This window comes from Daeguia caeni (assembly GCF_042653845.1).
Classification (GTDB): Bacteria; Pseudomonadota; Alphaproteobacteria; order Rhizobiales; family Rhizobiaceae; genus Brucella; species Brucella caeni.
In genome coordinates this window covers 49,676-74,771 of record NZ_JBHSEL010000043.1, presented here as the reverse complement: position 1 = coordinate 74,771, position 25,096 = coordinate 49,676, and the positions used below count along the sequence as shown (strand labels likewise).

Genomic DNA, 25,096 nt, shown 5'->3' with positions numbered 1-25,096 from the left:
CACCATGGCGCAATTTTCAATCAAACTCCCCGATGTCGGCGAAGGCGTTGCCGAGGCTGAACTGGTCGAATGGCACGTGAAGGTGGGGGATCTCGTCCGCGAGGATGATCTGCTTGCCGCCGTCATGACCGACAAGGCAACAGTTGAAATTCCATCGTCGCGCGCAGGCAAGGTTCTGGCGATCAATGGCCAGATCGGTGAAAAGATCGCGGTTGGCTCCGAACTGGTTCGGCTCGAAATCGAAGGCGATGGCGAAGCGGAGGAAAAACCTGCTCCTGTTGCCGCGCCAGAACCGCAGCCTGAAAAAGTAACGCCGCCAAGCCCGCCGCCAGCACGGCCAGACATGGCAAAACCGGTTGCAACGCCGGCTGCACAAAAGCACAGCGCACCCATGCGCAGCTTTGCAGGTGCCGGGCCAATCCGGCCAGAAGGCGAAAAGCCGCTGGCAACGCCTTCGGTGCGGCTGCGCGCACGCGAAGCGGGTGTTGATCTGCGCCGTGTCCGTGGCACGGGACCGGCAGGGCGCATCACGCATGAGGATCTTGATGCGTTTTTCCAGCAGGAAATCGGCGCGGGACCGGCCTCTTCCGGTTATGTGGCTGATACGTCGGTCAATGAGATCAGGGTCATTGGACTGAGGCGCAAGATTGCCGAGCGCATGGCGGAAGCCAAGCGCCATATCCCGCACATAACAATCGTCGAGGAAGTGGACGTCACCCAGCTTGAGGATCTGCGCTCGAAACTCAACCATGAGCAGAAGGGAGGCCGGCCGCGTCTCACATTTCTGCCTTTCATCATCCGTTCGATCGTAAAGGCGGTCAAAGAGCAGCCGGCGCTCAACGCCCATTATGATGATGAGGCCGATATCATCCGCCAGTTTGGCGGGGTGCATGTCGGCATCGCCACCCAGACGCCAAACGGGCTGATCGTGCCGGTCGTGCGCCATGCCGAAAGCCTGACGCTGTTTGCCGCTGCATCGGAACTTGCCCGCGTCACCGAAGCTGCCCGCAGCGGCACCGCCAAGCGCGAGGAACTGACGGGCTCTACCATCACCATCACCTCGCTTGGGCCGCTTGGCGCCATTGCCACCACGCCGATCATCAACCGGCCGGAAGTGGCCATTGTTGGCGTCAACAAGATGGCCGTGCGGCCGCTGTGGGATGGGGTGCAATTCGTGCCGCGCAAGATAATGAACCTGTCATGCAGCTTTGATCACCGGGTGATCGACGGCTGGGATGCCGCTGTCTTCGTGCAAAAGCTGAAAAGCCTGCTGGAAAATCCGGCCATGATCTTTGTGGAAGGCTGAAGCCATGAGTGAAATTTCCTGCAAACTTCTGATCATCGGTGGCGGGCCGGGCGGCTATGTCTGCGGCATTCGCGCAGGCCAGATCGGGATCGATACGGTGCTGGTAGAACACAAGCGTCTTGGCGGCACCTGCCTCAATGTCGGCTGCATTCCGTCCAAGGCGCTGATCCATGCGGCGGATGAATTTTATCGCCTGACGACTTTTGCAACCAAGGGCGCACTTGGCATTCGTGCGGAAAAGCCGGCAATCGACCTTGCCAAGACCCTTGAATGGAAAGACGGCATCGTCAACCGTCTGAATGGCGGTGTGGCGACGCTGTTGAAGCGGTCGAAAGTGCGCATCTTGCAAGGGCAGGCACGCTTTGTCGATGGCAAGACCGTGCATGTTGACACCGATACCGGTCGCCAGATCATCCATGCCGAAAATATCGTCATAGCCACCGGCTCGGTTCCGGTGGAAATCGAGGCGCTGCCCTTTGGCGGCAACGTCATTTCCTCGACGGAGGCGCTTTCGCTCGACCGGATCCCCGACAATCTCGCCATTGTCGGCGGTGGCTATATCGGGCTGGAGATCGGCACAGCCTATGCCAAGCTTGGCGCGAAGGTCACCATTGTCGAGGCGACCGACCGCATCCTGCCGCAATATGATGCCGAACTGACACGCCCGATCATAGCGCGACTGAAACTGCTGGGCATGAAAGTTCTGACCAATACCACAGCCAGGGGCCTTGGCCGGGACGGCAAGGGGCTGGATGTGCAGGCCGCCGATGGCACCATCCGCACCATTGCGGCAGACAAAATTCTTGTGACCGTTGGCCGCAAACCACAGACCGATGGCTGGGGCTTGAGCGAAATCCGGCTGGATATGGATGGGCGTTTCATCCGTATTGATGATCACTGCCGCACCTCCATGCGCGGGATTTATGCCATAGGCGATGTGACTGGCGAACCAATGCTTGCCCACCGCGCCATGGCGCAAGGAGAAATGGTGGCCGAGATCATTGCCGGCGGCAAACAGGTCTGGGACAAGCGCGCCATTCCGGCTGTCTGTTTCACCGATCCGGAGATCATCACGGTCGGGCTCTTGCCGGACGAGGCTCGCAAACAGGGCCATGCCATCCTGAGCGGGCTTTTCCCGTTTCAGGCCAATGGTCGCGCCATGACCATGGAAAGGGATGATGGTTTCATCCGCGTCATCGCACGTGCCGACAACCATATTATCCTTGGTATTCAAGCAGTTGGAGAAGGTGTTTCAGAATTGGCGGCAGCTTTTGCGGAAAGCCTCGAAATGGGCGCGCGGCTTGAGGATATTGCCGCAACCATTCACGCCCATCCGACACTTGGGGAAGGCCTGGCCGAGGCCTGCATGAAGGCGCTTGGTCAGGCGCTGCATGTCTGAGGCGCTGCGAGCCGGTCCTTGGAATACGGCCTGAAACTGGCTAATGTCTGGTCATGATGGATCTGTTTGACCAGCTTGAACCGCGCAAGGAACTGGCAGAAGGCGCCGTGCTGTTGCGCGGCTTTGCCCTGAACTATGAAGCCGCCATCCTGTCTGCAATTGATGCGGTCGTGGCGGCGGCTCCCTTCCGTCACATGATGACACCCGGCGGTTATCGCATGTCGGTTGCCATGACCAATTGTGGCAAGGTCGGCTGGGTGAGCGATGGCAAGGGCTATCGCTATAGTCCGACCGATCCCGATAGCGGCAAGCCATGGCCCGCCATGCCGGAAACCTTGCTGACGCTGGCACAGACTGCTGCCAGCGAAGGCGGCTTTGCCGGTTTTGTGCCGGATGCCTGCCTGATCAACCGCTATGAACCGGGAGCAAAACTCTCGCTGCATCAGGACAGGGACGAATGCGATTTTTCCGCGCCCATTGTTTCGGTTTCGCTGGGCCTGTCTGCAACCTTCCAGTTTGGCGGCAAACGCCGCTCGGATCCGATTGCGAAACATGCACTGCATCACGGCGATGTGGTGGTCTGGGGCGGTCCGTCACGCCTGTTCCATCACGGCATATTGCCGCTGAAAGAGGGCGAGCATGCACGGCTTGGCCGCTGCCGCATCAATCTGACTTTCCGTAAGGCGAGTTAAGACGCTATTGCAGCGCCTGTTGCCTGGTCTCGACATTGATGAAACCTGCAATCACGCCGGCAAGTGCAAGCAGTGCGGCAAAGATCGCCACGGCAAGAACAAAACTCTGGCTGATGACAAAGGCAAGTACCGAGGGCGCAAGCAGGCCGCCAAGACGCGCCATGGCGCCAGCCGCCCCCATGCCGCTGCCGCGCAAGGCAGTGGGAAAGAGTTCCGGCGTAAAGGCATAAAGCGCGCCCCATGTGCCAAGCAGGGCAAAGCTCATGATCAGGATAGAGGCGCCGATCAGGATGGCGTTGCTGGCAATCGTGAACAGCACGCAGGCAATCGCACTCATGAACAGAAAGCCGATCAACGTCTTGCGTCGTCCCCATGCCTCCACGCCATAGGCGGCAAGCGCATAGCCCGGCAATTGTGCCAGCGCGACCACCACAAGAAAACCATAGCCGCGCACAAAGCCAAAACCGTCACTGGCAAGTTTGGCCGGAATCCAGGTGAAGATGCCATAATAGGAGACAGAAACAAGGAACCAGACGGCAAGCGTGGCAAGCGTGCGCTGGCGCAGCGTATCAGACAACAGCCGCTCATTGGTCACCAGCATGGGCGCGATCAGCTCTGCCTCGGCCGGCAGCTCTGCCTTGCCATTGCGCTTAAGCACACGGTTGATGACGGCCTTGGCCTGTTCATTCCTGTTCTGCTTCAAAAGATGCATCGGGCTTTCCGGCACCCACAAGCGTAGCCATATGCCAATCAGTGCCGGCATGGCCGTGACCACGAAAATATAACGCCATGGATCTTCAACGCCGGTGAGGCTGGTGATCCACGCCGTCAGTGCGATCACCACCGTGCCGACCGCCCAGAAACCTTCCAGCATGACCAGCCAGCGGCCACGGTTTTTCGCCGGCAGGAATTCCGCCATCATGGCATAGTCGACCGGCAGCGTTCCGCCAACCGCCATGCCGGTCAGGAAACGCAGCACAAGCAGGCTGGCAAAATCCGTCGCAAAAGCGGAGGCCAGGCCAAATAGGGCATCACAGCCAACGGTGAAAAGCAGAATTGCGCGACGGCCAAAACGGTCGGCCAGACGGCCAAACAATGCGGCCCCCAACAGCATGCCAAGGAAGAACAATGTGCCGGTCTGCAAGGCCTCGCCAATGGTCAGTCCATATGTCTTGGCAATTGCAGCACCGGTAAAGCCGACGGCCAGTACCTGCATGGCGTCAGCCGCCCAGACCAGCCCGAATACGCCCATGAGGTTTTGCTGGAATTTGCCTGTCTGCGCCCGGTCGAGCGCTTCCTCAATGGTGATTTTCATGCCGTGCCCGTCCCCTGATATCGGCTACGATCATGCCCCGCTGGCCTTGAGGCTGATACCTGTCCATTCGCACTATCCTATCTCACGGTCTGCCTCAAGCAGGAATGAACATGCCTGACTCTTTTGCCGAAGGTTTGAGTCGCTGATTCTGGCGCAAGGTGCCGGGGGAGGGGGCCTTGCGGGGGATTTAAAAATTTCACCATAGCGTCAAAACCGGCAACGCCTTGAATTGCCGGCTCTCCGCCTTGCATCCTGACGGAATAAATTGCGCCGCGGCCAGAGTTTCGGAAGGGGTTGTTAACCTTCATTTTTTATTACTTGGTTTTGTTAAAGCGACAGTTTCATGGTTCAGCGATATGCGTAATTTGAAAGAAAATTTTCCCGCATCACAGGGCAGTCAAACAAACAGTGCCGCAGAGCCAAAGCCGGCACGCACCCCATCGGGAACACCTGATCTTTCGGCCGATGGTGCATGGAAAATGCACTTTTCGCTTGGCGAGAATGTGCGTTTTACCCGCACGCCAGAGGCAGAACTGTTACGCCGCCGTGGCGAGCCAATCCCGCCGATCTCCTGGCGTCCGCAAGCCAAGCCGGTTGTGGATGTGCCGGCAGCAGAGGTGCAGAAAATGGCGGAAGCCCAGCCAATGGCTGTCGCAGCCCTGCAGGATAGTGTTGCGCAAAAGCTGATCCCAACGCCTGCCGCGCCACCGGTGCCGCCGGTCGTGCAGGCGGCAAAACCTGTTGCATCGGCAGCGCCAGCAGCCCCCATTGCGGCTTCGGTCCAGCAAACGACCTCCACACCGCTTTCCGTGCAAGCCGCGCAGGCTGCTTCTGCTTCTCCAGTCGTGCCAGGACATGCGCCGCAGGCTGTCGTTGTGCGCATGCCGGACATTGCCGCCGCAGAAAAGCCGGCAGCAGCCGAACAGCCGGTGGCGAGCGCATTTGCCAATCTGTCCGACTTTGCCTTTTTTGAAGGTGTTGATTTCTCGACGCCGCTTGAGCCCATGCCGGTTGCGGCAACACAGACTGTTGCCGAAACTCCGGCGCCGGCAAAGGCTGCGCCGAGCGTCGAGGAAATTCTCGCCCGTTACCGCGTGCGTGAATGGAGCAAGGTTCAGCCTGCTTCGATTGCTTCTGCCGAACCAGTTGCCTCTGTTGCCCCGGCTGCTCCGGTCGAAGCAGCCAGCCCGGTTGCCGCTGTAGCGACCCATCCGGCGCCCGCAGAAACGCCAGCGGCCACGCAGCCAATCGCTGCACCACAACAGGCAGCAGCGCAGGCAAGCCCAGCACCCGTTGCAGAACCAGCCAATGAAACGGCAACAGAAATGGTAGCAGCACCGGCCGCACCAGCCACGGATCATGACGATCAGGCGGTTGTTGCAACGGTTGCGCCCGAACCCGTTTCTGAAACCGTTGCAGAACCTGTAGCCGAGGAAGCCCCAAAGCCACAACCAACGATTGCGCTTTATCAGCCGCAGCCGCTTGTACAGATTGAGACGCCGGTTTCCCGTGATGACTATGTCTTTCCGCCGCGTGATCTGTTGCAGATGCCAGCAGTCAAGGAAGGCAATGTGATTACCCAGGAAATGCTGGAACGCAGCGCGGGACTATTGGAAAGCGTTCTGGAAGATTTTGGCGTGCGCGGCGAAATCATCCATGTCCGCCCCGGCCCGGTGGTGACGCTCTATGAATTCGAGCCTGCGCCGGGGGTCAAATCCTCGCGCGTCATTGGCCTTGCAGATGACATTGCTCGCTCCATGTCGGCGCTGTCGGCGCGTGTTGCTGTGGTTCCGGGCCGCAACGTGATCGGCATTGAATTGCCGAATGCCACGCGTGAAACCGTCTATCTGCGCGAAATGATTGAATCGCGCGCCTTCGTCTCATCCAATTACCGTCTGCCGATCTGCCTCGGTAAGGGTATTGGCGGCGAGCCTATCATCGCCGAATTGGCAAAGATGCCACATCTTCTGGTGGCCGGCACGACCGGTTCCGGCAAGTCGGTTGCCATCAATACGATGATCCTGTCGCTGCTCTACCGTTTCAAGCCGGAAGAATGCCGCCTGATCATGGTTGATCCGAAGATGCTGGAACTGTCGATCTATGACGGCATTCCGCATCTGCTCACCCCCGTTGTCACCGACCCGAAAAAGGCTGTCGTGGCGCTGAAATGGGCGGTGCGCGAGATGGAAGAACGCTATCGCAAGATGGCCCGCCTTGGCGTGCGCAATATTGAAGGCTTCAACCAGCGTGCAGCCTCGGCCAAGGGCAAGGGCGAGAAGGTGATGTGCACGGTGCAGTCCGGCTTTGACAAGGAGACCGGCGAGCCGATCTATGTTCAGGAAGAGCTGGATCTCACCCCGATGCCATATATCGTCGTGATCATCGACGAAATGGCCGACCTCATGATGGTTGCCGGCAAGGATATTGAAGGAGCGGTGCAGCGTCTGGCGCAGATGGCGCGCGCAGCTGGCATCCATCTCATCATGGCAACGCAGCGTCCATCTGTCGATGTCATCACCGGCACGATCAAGGCCAATTTCCCGACGCGCATTTCCTTCCAGGTCACTTCCAAGATCGACAGCCGAACCATCCTGGGCGAAATGGGAGCCGAACAGCTTCTTGGTCAGGGCGACATGCTGCACATGGCTGGCGGCGGCCGCATCGTGCGCGTCCACGGCCCGTTCGTCTCGGATGAAGAGGTGGAAAAGGTCGTCAGCCATCTGAAGGAACAGGGCCGTCCAGACTATCTCGCCACGGTGACCGAGGATGAGGAAGAAGAGGACGAAGCCGCCGATGCCGCCGGGTTTGACGCAACCGCCATGGGAGCGGATGACGAAAGCGACATTTACGAACAGGCCGTGAAGGTCGTCATGCGTGACAAGAAATGCTCGACCTCCTATATCCAGCGTCGCCTTGGCATCGGCTATAACCGTGCCGCCTCCCTGGTCGAGCGCATGGAAAAGGAAGGGCTGGTCGGCCCCGCCAACCATGTCGGCAAGCGCGAAATCCTCGCCGGCCATCGGGACTGAAACAGGATGACAATAAGCCGCGGCCCGACAGGTCGCGGCTTATTAGTAAAAACTTATTTAATTAAACAAATTCATCAATTTATGATTGGCCCCGTTGAAAATAGGGGGCAGCGATACAATCTATAGGATGTGATTCTGCCACTGCCGGGTAGAAGCCATACTTGTCAACTGCGACATTATGGTTAATACTCGGTTATCTGTACATTCTTGAGTGATTGGCCGGGGCATCCCCGGGGTGCTCTGCGCCTTAAGTTGGGAGATCGATCAATGAAAAGCATTATTATCGGACCTAGCGACAAGAATCGTACTGTCACACCACAGATGCTGCAGCGTGTAAAAGCTGGCATGCCCAAGCCCTCTGATGACAAGAGCCAGGTCTGCAATGTCCTGCGCCAGTCACGGGGTGGCTACACCCATCGTCGCTACAGGGCGGCCAAATACGCCTGATCCGGCTGTTGGCCTGATCTGACCGCTGGGAGGCGTGGCGGGCATTTCACGGCAAGCCTTTATTCCACCAAACACCGCGCGAAACACAAGGTTCGCGCAACACAAGGTTGAGGCGCATGTGCAATATCGAGCTCAATGAGCGCGATGCCAAGCGCGACAACAATATTGAAACACAACGATATTGCGTTTCAATCATGTGAAATGCTCCAATGCCCTGACTGGGCCTTTTCAGTCTGCCCCTCCCAGTCTTGCGGTCTGTTTCTGAACCGCAGGCATCGGCTTGTCTGATACGTCTCAGCAAGGCCGTAGCATGTGCTCTGGAACCCCAAGCTTATTCGTGCGTCCTCGTGGACGCACATTGCTTGGTTTTTTGTTTCATTTTGTCCTCATCCGGCGTATGGGCTCAAGGGGTGAAACGCCGTTTGTGCCGGCGTTTCACCATGATGCATTGGTACAGGCAGAAAGTGCTGATACGCAAAGTTCCTGTAAGGTCTGAAAGAGGATGTTGCCATGACCCACAATCCCGATCCATCACAGGTGAAAGCGCCCTCACGCCTGTTGCGGATCGTGATGTTGGTTCTGGCCGGTCTTTTCTTCTGTCTCTTCATCGGCCTTGGCATCTGGCAGATTGAGCGCATGCAATGGAAACATGATCTGATTGCCCGTGTCGATGCGCGCATTCACGTCGCAGCAGTGGCAGCGCCCGGCCGATCCGACTGGCCAGGGGTCAACCGTGCCGATGACGAATATCGCCGTGTTACGCTGACGGGCAGCTATCTTGCCGGTAAGCAGATCCTGGTCAATGCGCTCACCGAACGCGGTGCAGGCTACTGGCTGCTCATGCCGATGCAGACGGCCGACGGCGCCATCACATTCATCAACCGGGGCTTTGTACCGACGAGCCGGCGCGGGGAAGCAGAACAACTTTCAAACCAAAGCGCTGGCGAAATGACAGTCACGGGTCTCCTGCGCATGCCGGAACCGGACGGATTTTTCCTGCGGCCCAATGATCCGGATCGCAATGAATGGAATTCGCGCGATGTCGTGGCCTTCAGCAAAAAACTGGGGCTCGGTGACGTTGCACCCTATTTCATCGACGCCGATGCCAGCTCCAATCCAGGCAATTTTCCGGAAGGCGGCCTGACGGTCGTCCGGTTCCGCGACAATCATCTCTCCTATGCGCTGACATGGTTTGCACTTGCCGCAATGGTGCTAGGCGCCACAGTCTTTGTCTGGCGGCATGAAAGAAAAAGCCGCGACTAGGCATCAATCCATTCGTGCCCTTAGTGGCAATTGAAAATTGCTGCCAGCCGTAGTGATATCTTGATGGCGTGCCTTGGCCATGCAGAGATTATCCTCCAGGCTCGCGACTCAATTTTCCACCAGCCGTCTGCCTCGTCGCTGCAATCACCTGATGGCAAATTGGGTCTCACCTTAGGCGTGAGCCAGCAAAATGATGCCGTTCACACCGGAAGCACCCATGTAAACGCCCCGCCATCGGCTTCGATGGCGGGGCGTTGTGCCTGAATCTGAAAGATCGTGATCAGTCCTTCAGCACCAGCAAATCGCGGGCTGCGAAATGCACGGTTGCCTTCTCACCGCGTTCCGGCGGCGGCTGCGTTGGATCATTGAAGGTGTCGAATGACAGGCGGTTCTTGCCCAGTGTTGCACGAGTGCGGATGACAGACCCCAGGAAATGCACATCATCAATCGTCACATCGAGCGATGTGTCATGGTTCTTGCGTGCATCAAGGCTGACCGCTTCCGGGCGCAGGGCCAGAGTGACCGTTTGCCCCTTGGCATAATGGCTGAGCGATTCCGTGACCGTGACGATATTGCGATCAATGTCGATGCGGTTTGCTTGCGGATCGGCAACCGTTGCCTCCAGCATGTTCAGCGTACCGACGAAGGAGGCAACAAAGCGCGAAGCCGGGCGGTTATAGATCTCGAATGGGGTGCCGATCTGATCGGCGCGGCCTTCATGCATGACGACAATACGGTCAGAAATGGACAGCGCCTCTTCCTGGTCATGCGTGACGAAGACAGTGGTGATGCCAAGCTTCTGCTGGATGGCGCGGATTTCCTCGCGGAGCGAAATGCGGATCTTGGCGTCAAGCGCTGAGAGCGGTTCGTCGAGCAACAGAACCTGAGGCTTGGTCGCAAGTGCGCGTGCAAGTGCCACACGCTGCTGCTGGCCGCCCGACATCTGATAGGGATAGCGATCCGCCAGATGTTCCAGACGGATCAGCCCCAGCATTTCCTTGACCGTTGCATCGATTTCCGCCTTCGACTTGCCGGCAACGCGCAGGCCAAAGGCAACATTTTGCGCCACGGTCATATTGGGAAACAGGGCATAGGCTTGAAACACCATGCCAATGTTACGCTGGTTTGGCTTCAGATTCACGACATCCTTGCCAGCGATTTCAATCGCCCCACTGTTTGGGGTTTCGAAACCGGCAATCATGCGCAAAACTGTGGTCTTGCCGCAGCCCGATGGGCCAAGGAACGAGATGAACTCGCCCTTTTCAACAGCGAGGTTGAAATCATGCACCACCGTATTGGCACCAAAGCTCTTTTTCAGATGTTTGATATTGAGAAAAGCCATTGCATTATCCGGCGGTTGTCTTGAATTTATTGAGGCGGGAGACGAACTGCATCATGATGATGGCAAGCCATGTGATGCCAAACGAAATAATGGCCAATGCCGAAGGTTCATAAGCGCGGTTTGCACCGATGAGCTGCAGGTAAGGGCCAAAAGCAGGGCGATTGAGCAGCGATGCCAGGGTGAATTCACCAATCACAATGGCAAAGGTGATGAAGGCACCGCTCATGACGCCCGAAATGACATTCGGGAAAATGACGCGAAACAGAATGCGTCCCCATCCAGCGCCAAGGCTTTGTGCTGCCTCTGTCAGGGTGCGCACATCAATGGTGCGCATGGATGTATCGATCGCGCGATACATGTAGGGCAATGACAGTGTCACATAGCCAAACATCAACAACAGGTCGGTTGCCCGCGGATCCGCGGTGAATGGCAGAATGGATGACGAATTATAGATGCGCAAATAGCCGAACACGATGACGATGGCAGGAATAACCAGCGGCATCAGCGTGATGAATTCCATGACCGGGCGCAGCTGCGGCAGGCGCAGGCGGACCCAATAGGCCGTCGGCACAACCAGCAGAACGCCAAAGACGATGGTCATCAGGCCCAGAACGGCCGAATAGGTGAAGGTCGCCTGGAAGTTCGGATCATTGAAGACAACGCGATAGGCATCGAAGGAATATTCGCCACGGCGCATACGCAGCGAAAATTCAAATGTTCCGATCAGCGGCACCAGAAAGTAAATGGCGCCAATCAGAAAGGCGATCCAGGCACCAAGTTTCTGAAAGGTAAAGCCTTTTTTGTTCATCGCTGCCACCTTTCGGCGCGCATGCGCAGCCAGATATAGAGCAGGTTGGAAACGCCCGTAATGACGATCATGCCAAGCGCCAGCGCATAGCCAAGGTTCTGGTTATGCAGAACGTCGCCACGGATCTGCGCAAACAGCAGGATCGGCACGATGTTCAGGGACGAACCGGTCAGGGCATAGGCCGTAGCCACGGCGCCAAAGGCGTTGGCAAACAGAAGAAGCGATGTGCCAAGCAGGCTCGGCCACAGAATGGGAAAGGCAACCATGCGCCAATATTGTCCCGCCGTTGCCCCAAGGCTTGCCGATGCCTCGCGCCATTCCTTTTTCAGGCCATCCAGCGCAGGCGTCAGAATGAGCACCATCAGCGGAATCTGGAAGAACAGATAGGTCAGCGTTAGCCCGAAAAAGCTCAGCAGATTGAACCCGGTTGAATAAAGATTGAAGCCGAACCATTCACGCAGCAACACCGTCACAAGACCAGTGCGGCCAAGTGTTGCCAGAAAGGCGAAAGCCAGCGGCACGCCAGCAAAGTTGGAAGCAACGCCGGAAAAGGTCAGGGTCGCCGGCCTGAGCCAGCCCGGCAGATTGCCAAGCACGACAGCCCATGCCAGGAAAAAACCAATGATCGCACCGCCAATGGCGGAAGCGAGACTGACCTTGATCGAGATCCAGTAAGCACTCATGATCTGCGGCTGGAACAGATCATAAATGTTTTGCAATGTGAAATTGCCTGCAGAATCCTGAAATGCGCCAATGATCAGAAAGGCCGTTGGCCAGATCAAAAACAGAATGGCAAACAGGAAAAACGGGACGACTCCGAGCCAGACAAGCGGGAGCTGGCGCTTGCGCACCGGACTGCCGGGATCTGTCGTTTCGACGACTGAACTCATGGAACCTTTTCTGGGCTGGCGTTGGCAGATAACACGATATCGCGGCAATATTTTGCCGCGATATCAATGGGCTAATGAATGTTACTGAACGTTTGCGCCAACGACGCTATCCCATTCCTTGGTAATGACAGCCTGAGCTTCTTCAAGCTGTTCGATGGTTGGGAAAATGGCACTTTCGTAAGATTCTGCTGGCGGCAGCTTTTCGAGCAGTTCAGCAGGGATCTTGCCGGCCTTGGCCATGGCGTTGAAGCGGATCGGATGGCAATAGCCTTTCAGGAAGCCGATCTGGCCTTCATCCGAATAGAGATGTTCCATCCACAGCTTTGCAGCATTCGGATGCGGCGCATAGGCGCTGATCGCCTGAACATAAACGCCAGCCATGACACCATTCTTCGGAATGACGGTATCAACTTCCGGATTGCCCTTCAGCGTATCGCGGTCAGCCAGCGAGTTGTAGTCCCAGCGGATGACGATCGGAGTCGAGCCCTGGGCAAGCGAAGCGGCCTTGCCGATGACCGGAACGAAATTGCCCTTGGCGTTCAGCTCCTTGAAGAATTCCAGACCCTTCTTGGCGGCATCTGCACCCGGCTCACCGCCACGTGCAATGCCAACGGCATGAACGGCGAGAATGGCCTGAGCGGATGCGCGCGGGTCACCGGCCAGTGCAACGGCATTGGCAAAGTCGCTCTTCAGCAGATCTTCCCAGTCCTGTGGCGAATCCTTGACGATGTCCTTGTTTACTTCAAAAGCCAGAACGCCGTAATAGTCGCCATACCAGTGGCCATCGGCATCCTTGGCGCTATCGGGAATTTCGTCCCAGGTCGAGACCTTGTAAGGCTGCGTCAGGCCGTCCTTCTTGGCGGAGGTACCGAAGGCAAAGCCCACGTCGATGACGTCAGGAGCCTGTGGGCCCTTGTTGCCCTTGTTGGCCTTGATTGCTTCAATTTCATCGCCAGAACCGGCGTCAGGATTCAGTTCGTTGACCTTGATGCCATATTTCTTCTTGAAGCTGTCGATGATTTCACCATAGCCGCACCAGTCATGCGGAAGAGCGATGGTGGTGAGTTCACCTTCAGCCTTGGCAGCCTCAATCAGTTCAGCTGATGGTTCAGCAGCGGCGATCGAAACGCCTGTAATGGCAATGGCGGTCGTCATGGACAGAAGACGCGCAGCATAAGTAAGCATATAACTCTACTCCCTATTTGTTCAGGCGACGCCCCCGACATCTGTGGCGTTCGCGTTCATCCGGTACTCGTCGCAGATGACGGCTGGATGACAAGTTCCCGATAATTGTCACAATTGTCACCGACGGAAAGTGAAACACGTTTTCAGTCACTTAGCAATCGACGTCAATGCATCTCCACCATAATTGTGACAATGCAGGGTTGTTTGTAACAATTGCGAACAGAGCTTTTCTCTTCGCGACATCATCCAGATTGTTTCCCGCAACTTTTTCGATTTTGCATAAAATGAAACGCTCCCCCTCCCGAGGAGCGTTGCATCGGTCACAAGTCAGGCGAGCGTGCCGTCGAGCGCCTGTCTGATCAGCGCCCTTGTCTCATCAATGCCATAAAGCGCAACGAAGGAACCGAAACGCGGGCCGCGTTCCTGGCCGATCAGCACTTCATAGAGCATCTGGAAGAAGACGACGGAAACGCCAGGGCCACCTTCCGGACTCTTCTTGCTGTGATCCTGATAGCTTTCAATGCCGCGGGCAACGTCGAGAATCGCATTCTGTATGTCATTGCCATTCGTGCCTGGCGCAAGCGTTGCAAGCTTGGCGTCAAGCGCTGCAAGGGCAGCCCGTTCGATCTCATCCGGTGCACGGAATTTCTTGGTCGGCTTGACGAAATCGTTGAAGTAACGGATCGCATAGCCAACGAGCGCATTGAGTTCCGGATGGTTTTCCGGCGTGACACCCGGCGCGTGACGCGAAATGAAGCCCCACAGGACGGCCGGATTTTCGGCATTCGATGCGCTGACCAGATTGAGCATGAGCGCAAAGGATACCGGCAGTTCGACCTTCGGCGGATTGCCGTAATGAATATGCCAGACCGGATTGTTCAGACGTTCCTTCCAGTCCTGACGCTGATAGGCGGCAAGATAGGTGAAATATTCGTCCACTGCCTTCGGAATGACGTCAAAATAAAGCTTCTTCGCCGTCTTCGGCTTCTGGAAATTATAAAGCGCCAGGCTTTCGGTCGGGGCATAGGCCAGCCATTCATCAATGGAGATGCCATTGCCCTTCGACTTGGAGATCTTCTGTCCCATCTGGTCGAGGAAGAGCTCATAGACGAAATGTTCCGGCGCACGTCCGCCGAGAATTTCACAAATGCGATCATAGATCGCCGCATTGGTCTGGTGATCCTTGCCGAACATTTCGAAGTCGACGCCAAGGGCTGCCCAGCGCATGCCGAAATCCGGCTTCCATTGCAGCTTCACATTGCCACCGGTGACGGGCAGGGTGGTTTCGGTCCCGTCCTCATCGTCAAAGGTGATCGTGCCGGCCTTGGCATCAACCTTCTTCATCGGCACATAAAGCACGCGGCCGGTCTTTGGCGAGATCGGCAGGAACGGACTGTAGGTTGCCTGACGTTCCTCGCCGAGTGTGGGCAACATCACCTTCATGATGTCATCATAGCGTTCTGCCGCCCGCAGAAGCACGGCATCAAACTTGCCCGACTTGTAATATTCGGTGGCGCTGGCAAATTCATAATCGAAGCCGAACGTATCGAGGAAGCGGCGCAGCATCGTATTGTTGTGATCGGCGAAGCTCCTGAAATCGCCGCCGAACGGATTGGGCACCGACGAAAGCGGCATCTGCAGATAAGGTTCAAGTGCAGCCTTGTCCGGCACATTGTCGGGGATCTTGCGCATGCCGTCGAGATCGTCCGAAAAACAGATCAGCCGCGTCTTGACCTTGTCTTCGGTGAGCACGCGGAAGGCATGGCGCACCATCGAGGTGCGCGCCACTTCGCCAAATGTGCCGATATGCGGCAGGCCGGACGGGCCATAACCCGTCTCAAAAACGACCGTGTCCGGAAAACCCGTCTTGGCATAGCGTTTGAGAATTTTTCTCGCTTCTTCAAAAGGCCATGCTTTCGCTTCCGCAGCCGCCGCGGTCAGTTCCGGGGTCAGCGTGATCTTGGGAAGGCGTTCGGATGTCATGGTCTTGTCCTGTAGCGGTCTATTGAAATGTTTGTGCATGCGCCATGGGCGCGGATGTTCTATGGCGTGCCGGATGCCGGACGTCAATCTTTTGAGCCGAATTTCCTTGCAAGCACTCCACGGCCTTTTTACCTTCAACCGGAATTTGATCTGTTGATTCCGTTGTGCGTGGCGAACTTTCAGGGTTTCGCGCCAACAGTACAGATGCAGGAGCGATCAATGAAGAAGCTTTCGCCGCAGGATGCCCTTGTCTATATCATGGTCACGACCTCAGCCGCCGATCGGTCCATGACCGATGCGGAACTGTCATCGATCGGCAATATTGTATCGCGTTTTCCGGTCTTTGTCGGCTTTGACAAGAGTCGCCTGCCGCAGCTTGCAACAGACTGTTATGCCCTTCTGGCGGATGAAGATGGGCTTGATCGCATTCTCGACCTTGCACATGAGGCACTGCCGGAACGGCTTTATGATACGGCCTATGCCCTGGCGGTCGAAATCGCCTCTGCCGATCTGCATGTTGAACAGGAAGAGCTGGAATTTCTCCATATGCTGCGTGACCGCTGGGCACTTGACGAGCTGACAGTGGCCGCCATTGAGCGCAGTGCACGCGTACGCTTCCGCAAGCTGGAGCCGGCAGCCTGACAGATCACCGCTGAGGCCTTGCGACAACAGCAATTCTGCCCAATCGGACAGGCCTGGCGCTTGCAGGGGAAGGGTTTCTGAAACGGGCGAGCAACTCGCCCGCTTTTTCTGGATCATGCATCACGAAACCGCAACCGGCATGCGCCGTTGCTTACGGCTTTCCAGTGCTGCGCGCATTGCGCGGGCGGCATGGGCAAAGGTTGCCTTTTCCGGCCAGTCAATGGAACGCAAGAGCCCCGAAGGCACAATGTCCTTCAGTGCTTCCATCGTATTGTGTGGCAGCATGTCTGTACAGTTCCACAAACGCCGGAAAATCACACTGATACGTGCTGTCCTGCCATTGACCTGAACAACCGGCTCGGCGGTTTCCAGCTTCCAATCCTCATACGCATCCAGTGCATCCTGAAAGGCGTGATGCAGATAGATCGGCGCGTGACCGTCATGAAGTGGGGGCAGCAAACTTGGCATTTCTGTCTCCCCTCTTCTCCTGATGGTTCAGAGATGTGTCTTGCTGGCAGGACCCGTACGGCCAGCAAGACACGGTTGACATACAGAAGCCAATAAAACATTCGCTCCTGCTGGGTGGCTTTATTATATCAAACACTTTCCAGTCTTCTGTGAAAAGTATTATGATATAATCAATGATGATTTGCACAAAACGCACCGATTGCAAGACGTTATTTTCTTATAACAACTATTTATTTAAAAAATAGTTCTATGGAAAAGATTAGATAATCTATTTTCTATTGGCAATTTATTGGGAAAATTATATCTGTTCCATATTTTGCATCACAATAAATTCGGAAATGATTTTCAATGTTTATCCAGAATTTGCTATGATTTCTTCCTGCCAAAGGCTGGCAATTATTGTAGAAAGAGCCGGCATGGGTCGTCATGGCTGGCAGGCACGGTGAAATGCATGTTTGAGGACAGGCAGATGGTTGGTTTTGATCTCACGCGCAGGGATTTTTTGATCGGCGCAACATTTCTGACAGGCGCGAGCCTGTTTATGGGCACTGGCGCAGTGCAGGCCGCAGGCCCGGTCAAGGGCGGCCGTCTTGTCGTGGCCGCCGATTCCGAACCGCGCAATCTCAACCCGGCCATTGTTGCCTCCAATGGCGTCTTTTTCGTCGCAAGCAAGGTGATCGAGCCCTTGGCGGAAGCCTCTTTTGATGGCGAAAACGGACTGAGCCCACGTCTTGCCACCCATTGGGAAGGTTCGGATGATGGCCTGACTGCAACTTTCAGATTGCGCAAAGGCGTCAAATGGCATGATGGCACGCCGTTCACCTCTGCCGATGTCGCCTTTTCGGCGATGGACGTGTGGAAGCCGCTGCAGAATCTTGGGCGGCTTGTGTTCAATTCGCTCACAAAAGTCGAAACACCGGATGAACATACGGCGGTTTTCCATTTCGCCGAGCCAACCCCGTTCCAGCTCATCCGCAATGCCTTGCCGGCACTGACAGCCGTTTTGCCAAAGCATGTGTTTGAAGGAACGGACATTGCCACCAATCCTGCCAATGAAAGGCTGATCGGTACGGGGCCGTTCAAATATGCCGAACACAAGGCGGGCGAATATTATCGTCTGGTGCGCAATGATGCTTATTGGGGCGAGGGCGAACCTTATCTTGATGAAATCATCTATCGCGTTATGCCGGATCGCAGTGCCGCCGCTGGCGCATTGGAAGCGGAAGAAATTGACCTTGCGGCCTTTTCCATGGTGCCTCTGGCCGATCTTGCCCGTATTTCCACGATTGATGGCCTGTCTGTCATCGACAAGGGCTATGAGGCGCTGACCTATCAGCTTGTTGTCGAGATCAATCACCGGCGCAAGGAAATGGCCGATCTGAAAGTACGCCAGGCGATTGCCCATGCGATCGACAAGGATTTTGTCGTCAATACGATCTTCCTTGGCTATGCCAAGCCATCGACTGGCCCGGTTCCGCGCTATGATAGCCAGTTCTATACCAGCGATGTCGAAACCTATCCGTTTGATGTTGCCAGGGCCAATGCGCTTTTGGATGAGGCTGGCTACAAGCGCGGACCAGATGGCGTGCGTTTTTCGCTCAGGCTGTTGCCGGCGCCCTATTTCAACGAGACAAGACAGTTTGGCGATTATCTGCGCCAGGCGCTGGCACAGATCGGCATTGATGCGCGCATCGTCAACAATGATTCCGCCGCGCATCAGAAGGCGGTTTACACCGATCATGATTTTGATCTTGCCATTGCGCCAACGGTCTATCGTGGCGATCCGGCCATTTCGACCACCATTCTGGTTGAAAGCGGCATTCCGGCCGGTGTGCCATTTTCCAATCAGGGCGGCTATGCCAATGCCGAACTCGATGCGCTGATCAGGAAGGCCGCACACGAGATCGATGACAAGGAACGCTCTGCGCTTTATCGCCAGTTCCAGCAGGCGGTTGCAGCCGATTTGCCGCTGATCAATGTCGCGGAATGGGGGTTTATCACGGTTGCCAATGACCGGGTGAAGAATGTTGCCAACAATCCGCGTTGGGCAGTTTCCAACTGGGCCGATACCTGGTTAGAACAGTGACAGACCATTCTGATCAAGGACATCGCCCGGCGTGCCGCAGATTGTTGCCCTTCTGAAACAGCGCCTGATCGGCAGCATGATCGTGCTGCTGATTGTCATTGTCGGCTGTTTTTTGCTGCTGGAGGCAGCGCCCGGCGATGCGGTGGATGCCTATGCGGTGACATTTGGTGGCGATGCGGCAGCAATTGCCGAAATGCGCGCCCGCTGGGGGCTTGATCAATCGCTCTGGCACCGTCTTGTCGCCTATTGCTCAGCCCTTCTGAATGGCAATCTCGGCTGGTCGGTCAGCTTTTCGCGTCCCATTCTGGGCCTCATTCTCGAACGCCTGCCCAATACGCTGATGCTGATGGGGGCGGCGACTGCGCTGTCCTTTGCCTGCGGCTCACTGCTTGGCATTGTTGCCGGCGCACGTCCAGGCAGTTTCCGCGACCGCTTTCTTTCGGTCACCTCGCTTGTGCTTTATGCCATACCGGGCTTCTGGCTGGCACTGGTTCTGGTCATTCTGTTTTCCATCCGGCTGCGCTGGCTGCCATCAAGCGGCATTGAAACCATCGCCTCCGGCAAACAGGGGATTGCCCGTGCTGTCGATGTTATCCGTCATCTGATCCTGCCGGTCATTGCCTTGGCCATGATCTATCTTGCCCTTTACCTGCGCGTCATGCGCGCTGCCATGACAGAGATCTGGCGCATGGATTTTGTCCGGGCGCTGAAGGCGCGCGGCATTTCCCGCCCGCGCATCGTACTGTTCCATATTGTGCGCAGTGCCGCCCTGCCGCTTGTCACCATGCTTGGCCTGCAATCGGCCAGCATGCTTAGCGGCAGTGTGGTGATTGAAAGCGTCTTTGCCATTCCGGGCCTTGGCCGTCTGGCACAGGAAGCAGTGGCCGCGCGCGATACCGCACTTCTGCTCGGCGTCATTCTCACCAGTGCGCTCATGGTGATCCTGGTCAACTTCGTGGTTGATCTCCTCTATCTCTGGCTCGACCCGCGCATTCGCGCTGATGGAGGCCGGACGTGAACGGCGTAAAACGGTTTTTTGCAACAGGCGAGGGCACAGCCGGGGCCATCATCCTTTTCTGCCTGATGCTGATGGCGCTTTCTGCCCCTGTGCTCTTTCCCGGCGATCCATTGCGCATTGCCGCGCCCCCCTTGCTGCAACCATTTGAACAGGCGGGCCTGCCCCTTGGCACCGACCGGCTTGGCCGTGATGTGCTGGCCGGAATCTTTTATGGCGCGCGCACGTCGCTTCTGATCGGGCTGGTTGCAGCGGCAGCGGCAATCCTGCTGGGAAGTTTGGTTGGCACGCTTGCCGGCTTTGCCGGCGGACTGGTCGATGAGGCGCTGATGCGCATTACGGAAGCCTTTCAGACCGTGCCGGGCTTTCTGCTGGCACTGGCACTGGTCAGTATTGCCGGACCGTCCCTGCCAGTGCTGATTGCAGCCATTGCCCTTTCAAGCTGGACGCAGGCTGCGCGCATGACACGCGGGCAGGTCTTATCCATCCGCGAAAGCGACTATGTCGCCGCTGCCAGGGTGATCGGCATGCACCCGCTGGAAATCGCCTTCCGGCAGATCTTGCCCAACGCCCTGCCGCCGGTTCTGGCGCTTGTGCCGGTCATCGTCGCCGCGGCCATATTGATCGAGGCAGCCCTGTCCTTCCTTGGACTTGGCGATCCGAACCGCGTGACCTGGGGCGGCATGATTGCCGAAGGGCGAACCGTGCTGCGCTCTGCACCATGGATCTCGATCCTGCCGGGCATTGCGCTGGCGCTCAGCGTGGTTGGTGTCTATCTCGTAAGCGAAGGGGTGACGAATGCCATGGCAAGACGTGTGGTACAGCCATGACCAGACTTGTGGCACTTGAAAATGTCTCTGTCCGCTATGGCGCCATTTGCGCGTTGGATTGCGTCAATCTCTTGATAAAATCTGGCGAAGTTCTTGCAATCATTGGTGAAAGCGGCTCTGGCAAAAGCACGCTGGCACTGGCGCTTGCAGGCCTTTTGCCGAAAGATGCCAGCCTTTCAGGGCAGATGGACTGGCAGGGCGAACCGCCAAGGGCCGGACGCGACATCGGCTTCGTGTTTCAGGATCCGGCGGCAAGTCTTGATCCATTGATGCACATTGGCGCGCAGCTGGTTGAAGTCATCCGCAGCCATGCAAAGCTCAGCCGGAGCGAGGCGGAAAGGCGCGCCATTGCGCTCATTGAGCGGGTGAGAATCCCCGAGCCGGAAAAGGCCTTTAGGCGCTATCCGCATCAGTTTTCCGGTGGACAGAAACAGCGTATCGCCATTGCCATTGCGATTGCCGCCAATCCGCACCTGCTTATTGCCGATGAGCCGACAAGCGCGCTTGACACGATCGTGCAAAAGCAAATCATGGAGCTTCTGGCTGGCCTCGTGCGCGAGAAAGCCATGACACTGATTTTCATCACGCATGACATTGCGCTGGCAGGCAGCATTGCCGACCACATGGCCGTATTCCGCCACGGCCGGCTGATTGAGGCGGGCCGTGCGGCGCAAATCCTCACCACCCCGCAAAATGATTATACCAGGGCACTGATTGCCGCGGTGCCACGTCTGGAGCGGTCTGATGGCTGAAACGCTTTTGCAGGTTGACGATCTCTCGGTATGCCATGGCGCAATGCCGGTTCTAGACAGGATAGGCCTCACGCTGGCGCGCGGCGAAACACTGGCGCTTGTCGGCCCATCTGGCTGTGGCAAGTCAACATTAGCGCGCGCCTTGCTTCGGCTCATTCCCCTGACAGGTGGTACGATCCGCCTTGAGGGGCAGGATTGGCTAGCCTTGCGCGGGGCAGGGCTGCGCCGCGCCCGCGCGAAGATACAGATGGTGTTTCAGGATCCGCTTTCAGCCTTCAACCCGCGTGCCAGCGTGGAAGACGTGCTGCGTGAGCCCTTGCGCATTCATGGTATCAGACGCAGTCCGGCAGAACTTCTCGATCTGGTTGGCCTTGATGCAAGACTGCTTTCGCGCGGCGTGCATGCAATATCGGGCGGCCAGCGCCAGCGCGTTGCGCTTGCCCGCGCCCTTGCCAGCAAACCGTCGCTGATCATTCTTGATGAGGCGGTCTCAGCCCTTGATGTCACCGTGCGTGGCAGCATTCTCAGACTGCTCAGCGACATCCAGCAGGAAGAAGGCACGAGCTATCTCTTCATCACGCACGATCTGGCGGTTGCCGCCCAGCTTGCCCACCGCATTGCGGTGATGGAGCGCGGGGCGCGTGGCGGCAGAATCGTCGAAACGGGCCCAACGCGGCACATCATCCAGACCCCGCAGGCATCGATCACAAAGGCACTGATTGATGCCGTGCCAGTGCTTCATATCTGACCGTTCCAGAGCCAGACAGCAGATATTAAAAGGCGCTATAATATATTTATTTCAATGAGTTATCACTCATTTATGACTTTGTGATTTAACTCATCCCCTTCCAAGCTCGACCGAGCGTGCCCGTGCGGCCTCAACTGCTTCCGCCACAAGCTTTTTCAGTCGGTCCTCGCCCATCAAAACGGCCAGGGCGGCGGCCGTTGTGCCATTCGGGCTTGTCACCTGTTCGCGCAATCTGGCCGGCGTTTCGCTGCTTTGCGCGGCAAGCGCGCCTGCGCCCATCACCGTCTGCATGGCAAGCAGGGCTGCAGTCTCGCGCGGCAGACCAGCCGAAACACCGGCATCGGTCAGCGCCTCGATGAAGTGGAAGACATAGGCCGGGCCAGAACCGGAAACGGCAGTGACGGCATCCATCAGGGCCTCGTCATCAACGCTTGCAACCTTGCCGGAGGTTTCAAGAAGCCGCGCCACGAAGGCTTCCGTTTCGCCGCTCACATTACCATTCTTGTAGGTCACCAGCATGCCTTTGCCGATGGCTGCTGGCGTATTGGGCATGCAGCGGATGATGGGGGCATTTTCACCCAGAATCTTTTCATAGAGCGCAACCGGAATGCCGGCCGCAACGCTGACAAAGGTGGCATTGGGTGCAAAACGCTTATAGGCAGGCAACACAGCATTCATCACCTGCGGCTTGACGGCAATGATGACAAGGCGCGGCGCAAGTGCCGCGTCAAGCGCTTCAGTATCGGCATGAACATGCACGCCAAGTGCTGCCGCGCGATCCTGCAATGCCGCATTCGGCTCGACGACATGCACATTGTCAGCCTTGAGCATGGCGCTCGCAAGCCACCCCTGCAGCATGGCAAAGCCCATATTTCCGCAACCGACCAGAATGACCTTATCCTGCATTGTGCCGTCCCATCAAAATTGTCGTAATCCAGAGCGCAATCCGGCGGACATATTGATCCGCAAACCGGCCGCAACTCGACCGAAGCAGTTCGGCTTTCATGGAAAATCCGAATTGCTCCAGCATATTGTTATCGCGCAGTTCCCGGACGGAAAACCGCTTCCCACTTTTCCTGGAACTGCCCGGAAGGCTAAATCCAGCACCCCGGAAAAGCCATGCCATTTACGTGAATTGATTGCAAATAATGCTGGATAACCTGATATTGCTCGCTACTATGATGGAAAACAGGCGTGTTCAGCGAGGGGCGATGGATTTCGGGGGGAAGACAAGCGTATTGCCGGCGGAGGCCTTTACCCATATCCGCATGATCATCGGCATCATTCTTGGCCTTGGGGTTTCCCGCATTCTTATCGGCCTTGCACGCTTCATCCAGCATCCGGGAAAAAGCCGCATCTATCCTGTTCATTTTGCCTGGTGCGCCTTCCTGCTTTTGTCGATGATGCACTTCTGGTGGTTTGAATTTGGCCTCAGAAGCATTCCGCTCTGGACGTTTGAAAAATACCTTTTCGTGCTTGGCTATACCGGCGTCTATTTCTTCCTCTGCACGCTGTTGTTCCCAGACAGTCTGGAAGACTATACCGGTTATCAGGATTATTTCCTGTCGCGCCGCAGCTGGTTTTTCGGTCTGCTTGGGCTTTTATATGCCGCCGATGTCATCGACACCTTGATCAAGGGAAATGAGCATTTCGAACAATATGGCATCGAATATCCGATCCGCATCATGATTTTCATTGCGCTGTGCATCACCGGCGCGACAGTGAAAAATCCACGCTTTCATGCGGTTCTCGCCACTGTAGCGCTTATTTATGAAACAACTTTCATGCTGCGGCATTTCTCGACCCTCAGTTAAAAACATCTGTCCAGAATGCGCTTCTGAGATTGTTTTTGCGCCACATCGCGCTTATGGGCATGGTTGTGATAAGGGGAACGACATCTTCCGACACTATATGTAATGGAGCACGCGCTGTTATGGCCAAATTGATCGATGGCAAGAAACTCGCCGAGGAAGTCGTTTCCACGGTGAAGACGGAAACCCAGAAGCTTGTCGCGGCAACCGGCGTTGTTCCGGGCATTGCCGTGATCATCGTCGGCGAGGATCCGGCAAGCCAGGTCTATGTTGCATCCAAGAGCAAGAAGGCAAAAGAATGCGGCTTCCATTCTGTCCAGCATGCACTGCCGGAATCAACCTCGGAACAGGAACTGCTCGACCTGATCGAAAGCCTCAACAATGATCCGGCCATCCACGGCATTCTGGTACAGCTTCCGCTGCCAAAACATATTGATGCCGGGCGTGTGATCCAGACCATTTCCCCGGACAAGGATGTCGATGGCTTCCATTTCATCAATGTCGGCAAGCTTGGCACCGGCGAGATTGAAACGGCCTTTGTGCCCTGCACGCCGGCAGGCGCCATGATCATGATCGAACGTATTCATGGCCGCGATCTGTCGGGGCTCAATGCGATTGTGATCGGCCGTTCCAACATTGTCGGCAAGCCGATGTTCAACCTGCTTCTGGCCGCCAATGCGACCGTGACGGTTGCCCATAGCCGTACCAGGGATCTGCCTGCCATTGCGCGCAATGCCGATATTCTGGTTGCTGCCGTCGGTCGCCCGCAAATGGTCAAGGCAGACTGGATCAAGCCGGGCGCGACCGTGATCGATGTCGGCATCAACCGTATTCCGGCACCGGAAAAGGGCGAGGGCAAGACGCGTCTGGTTGGTGACGTGGATTTTGTCGAGGCTGAAAAGGTGGCTGGTGCCATTACCCCGGTTCCGGGCGGTGTCGGCCCGATGACCATCGCGCTGCTCATGGCCAATACGCTGGCCGCCGCCTGCCGCAATACTGGCGTAAAAACGCCACGGTTTTGACATAATTACAGGCACTTTTTCGCGCCTTCAAACGCATTTTGCGCGCATTTCAAGGCAAGGCAG

General features: G+C 56.7%; 21 protein-coding genes and 1 pseudogene. 14 read left to right on the top strand and 8 right to left on the bottom strand.

The window, feature by feature from the left end; translation table 11 throughout:
- The first annotated feature begins 4 nt into the window (after positions 1–4).
- From ACFO1V_RS04920 to alkB, 3 genes are read left to right on the top strand one after another with little or no spacing between them, the layout of a single operon-like run.
- A complete protein-coding gene (locus tag ACFO1V_RS04920; protein ID WP_374831325.1) occupies positions 5–1,306 on the top strand; it encodes a dihydrolipoamide acetyltransferase family protein in 1,302 nt (433 codons plus the stop codon).
- A 4-nt stretch (positions 1,307–1,310) separates the two neighbouring features.
- Positions 1,311–2,705 (top strand): dihydrolipoyl dehydrogenase, encoded by a 1,395-nt coding sequence (gene lpdA, locus ACFO1V_RS04915; RefSeq protein ID WP_374831327.1) that lies wholly within the window; start codon positions 1,311–1,313, stop codon positions 2,703–2,705.
- A 53-nt stretch (positions 2,706–2,758) separates the two neighbouring features.
- Positions 2,759–3,397, top strand: coding sequence for a DNA oxidative demethylase AlkB (gene alkB / locus ACFO1V_RS04910; RefSeq protein WP_374831329.1), 639 nt, complete (start codon positions 2,759–2,761; stop codon positions 3,395–3,397).
- A gap of 4 nt (positions 3,398–3,401) precedes the next feature.
- On the opposite strand, the gene ACFO1V_RS04905 is transcribed toward alkB, so the two are convergent.
- Positions 3,402–4,712 (bottom strand): MFS transporter, encoded by a 1,311-nt coding sequence (locus tag ACFO1V_RS04905; protein WP_374831331.1) that lies wholly within the window; start codon positions 4,710–4,712, stop codon positions 3,402–3,404.
- A gap of 1,319 nt (positions 4,713–6,031) precedes the next feature.
- On the opposite strand from ACFO1V_RS04905, the pseudogene ACFO1V_RS04900 reads away from it, so the two are divergent.
- From ACFO1V_RS04900 to ACFO1V_RS04890, 3 genes and pseudogenes are all read left to right on the top strand, one after another.
- Positions 6,032–7,741: pseudogene (locus ACFO1V_RS04900) on the top strand (DNA translocase FtsK); the annotation flags it as partial.
- A 267-nt stretch (positions 7,742–8,008) separates the two neighbouring features.
- Positions 8,009–8,188 carry a hypothetical protein gene (locus ACFO1V_RS04895; protein ID WP_374831333.1) on the top strand — a complete coding sequence of 60 codons (180 nt, stop codon included), beginning with the start codon at positions 8,009–8,011 and terminating at the stop codon, positions 8,186–8,188.
- A 570-nt stretch (positions 8,189–8,758) separates the two neighbouring features.
- Positions 8,759–9,451, top strand: a complete 693-nt coding sequence (locus ACFO1V_RS04890; protein ID WP_374831440.1) for an SURF1 family protein — start codon at positions 8,759–8,761, stop codon at positions 9,449–9,451.
- Positions 9,452–9,731: 280 nt separating this feature from the next.
- On the opposite strand, the gene ACFO1V_RS04885 is transcribed toward ACFO1V_RS04890, so the two are convergent.
- From ACFO1V_RS04885 to ACFO1V_RS04865, 5 genes are all read right to left on the bottom strand, one after another.
- Positions 9,732–10,793 (bottom strand): ABC transporter ATP-binding protein, encoded by a 1,062-nt coding sequence (locus ACFO1V_RS04885; RefSeq protein WP_374831335.1) that lies wholly within the window; start codon positions 10,791–10,793, stop codon positions 9,732–9,734.
- Between the two features lie 4 nt (positions 10,794–10,797).
- Positions 10,798–11,601: an ABC transporter permease gene (locus ACFO1V_RS04880; RefSeq protein ID WP_374831337.1), complete on the bottom strand. Its 804-nt coding sequence runs from the start codon at positions 11,599–11,601 to the stop codon at positions 10,798–10,800.
- Positions 11,598–12,491, bottom strand: coding sequence for an ABC transporter permease (locus ACFO1V_RS04875; protein WP_374831339.1), 894 nt, complete (start codon positions 12,489–12,491; stop codon positions 11,598–11,600). Before ACFO1V_RS04875 ends, ACFO1V_RS04880 begins: the two co-directional genes overlap by 4 nt.
- A gap of 81 nt (positions 12,492–12,572) precedes the next feature.
- Positions 12,573–13,676, bottom strand: coding sequence for an ABC transporter substrate-binding protein (locus ACFO1V_RS04870; RefSeq protein WP_374831341.1), 1,104 nt, complete (start codon positions 13,674–13,676; stop codon positions 12,573–12,575).
- A 327-nt stretch (positions 13,677–14,003) separates the two neighbouring features.
- Entirely contained in the window at positions 14,004–15,659 is a 1,656-nt protein-coding gene (locus tag ACFO1V_RS04865; RefSeq protein ID WP_374831343.1) for a lysine--tRNA ligase, read from the bottom strand.
- Between the two features lie 219 nt (positions 15,660–15,878).
- On the opposite strand from ACFO1V_RS04865, the gene ACFO1V_RS04860 reads away from it, so the two are divergent.
- Positions 15,879–16,301 (top strand): tellurite resistance TerB family protein, encoded by a 423-nt coding sequence (locus tag ACFO1V_RS04860; RefSeq protein ID WP_374831345.1) that lies wholly within the window; start codon positions 15,879–15,881, stop codon positions 16,299–16,301.
- Positions 16,302–16,421: 120 nt separating this feature from the next.
- Here ACFO1V_RS04860 and ACFO1V_RS04855 read toward each other — a convergent pair whose 3' ends face one another.
- A complete protein-coding gene (locus ACFO1V_RS04855; RefSeq protein ID WP_374831347.1) occupies positions 16,422–16,769 on the bottom strand; it encodes a BRA0787 family protein in 348 nt (115 codons plus the stop codon).
- A 469-nt stretch (positions 16,770–17,238) separates the two neighbouring features.
- On the opposite strand from ACFO1V_RS04855, the gene ACFO1V_RS04850 reads away from it, so the two are divergent.
- Genes ACFO1V_RS04850 through ACFO1V_RS04830 form a run of 5 tightly spaced genes read left to right on the top strand, consistent with a single transcriptional unit; the run spans position 17,239 to position 22,200 of the window.
- Positions 17,239–18,855: an ABC transporter substrate-binding protein gene (locus tag ACFO1V_RS04850; RefSeq protein ID WP_374831349.1), complete on the top strand. Its 1,617-nt coding sequence runs from the start codon at positions 17,239–17,241 to the stop codon at positions 18,853–18,855.
- A gap of 31 nt (positions 18,856–18,886) precedes the next feature.
- A complete protein-coding gene (locus tag ACFO1V_RS04845) occupies positions 18,887–19,873 on the top strand; it encodes an ABC transporter permease (protein ID WP_374831351.1) in 987 nt (328 codons plus the stop codon).
- A complete protein-coding gene (locus ACFO1V_RS04840) occupies positions 19,870–20,700 on the top strand; it encodes an ABC transporter permease (RefSeq protein WP_374831353.1) in 831 nt (276 codons plus the stop codon). The genes ACFO1V_RS04845 and ACFO1V_RS04840 overlap by 4 nt, the downstream gene beginning before the upstream one ends.
- On the top strand, positions 20,697–21,452 hold the full coding sequence (locus ACFO1V_RS04835; RefSeq protein WP_374831355.1) for an ATP-binding cassette domain-containing protein: 756 nt from the start codon (positions 20,697–20,699) through the stop codon (positions 21,450–21,452). The genes ACFO1V_RS04840 and ACFO1V_RS04835 overlap by 4 nt, the downstream gene beginning before the upstream one ends.
- On the top strand, positions 21,445–22,200 hold the full coding sequence (locus ACFO1V_RS04830; protein WP_374831357.1) for an ABC transporter ATP-binding protein: 756 nt from the start codon (positions 21,445–21,447) through the stop codon (positions 22,198–22,200). Before ACFO1V_RS04835 ends, ACFO1V_RS04830 begins: the two co-directional genes overlap by 8 nt.
- Before the next feature lie 90 nt (positions 22,201–22,290).
- On the opposite strand, the gene proC is transcribed toward ACFO1V_RS04830, so the two are convergent.
- Entirely contained in the window at positions 22,291–23,106 is an 816-nt protein-coding gene (proC, locus tag ACFO1V_RS04825) for a pyrroline-5-carboxylate reductase (RefSeq protein ID WP_374831359.1), read from the bottom strand.
- Between the two features lie 305 nt (positions 23,107–23,411).
- On the opposite strand from proC, the gene ACFO1V_RS04820 reads away from it, so the two are divergent.
- Positions 23,412–24,014 carry a hypothetical protein gene (locus ACFO1V_RS04820; RefSeq protein WP_374831361.1) on the top strand — a complete coding sequence of 201 codons (603 nt, stop codon included), beginning with the start codon at positions 23,412–23,414 and terminating at the stop codon, positions 24,012–24,014.
- A gap of 119 nt (positions 24,015–24,133) precedes the next feature.
- Positions 24,134–25,033 carry a bifunctional methylenetetrahydrofolate dehydrogenase/methenyltetrahydrofolate cyclohydrolase FolD gene (gene folD, locus ACFO1V_RS04815; RefSeq protein WP_374831363.1) on the top strand — a complete coding sequence of 300 codons (900 nt, stop codon included), beginning with the start codon at positions 24,134–24,136 and terminating at the stop codon, positions 25,031–25,033.
- Positions 25,034–25,096: the final 63 nt, after the last annotated feature.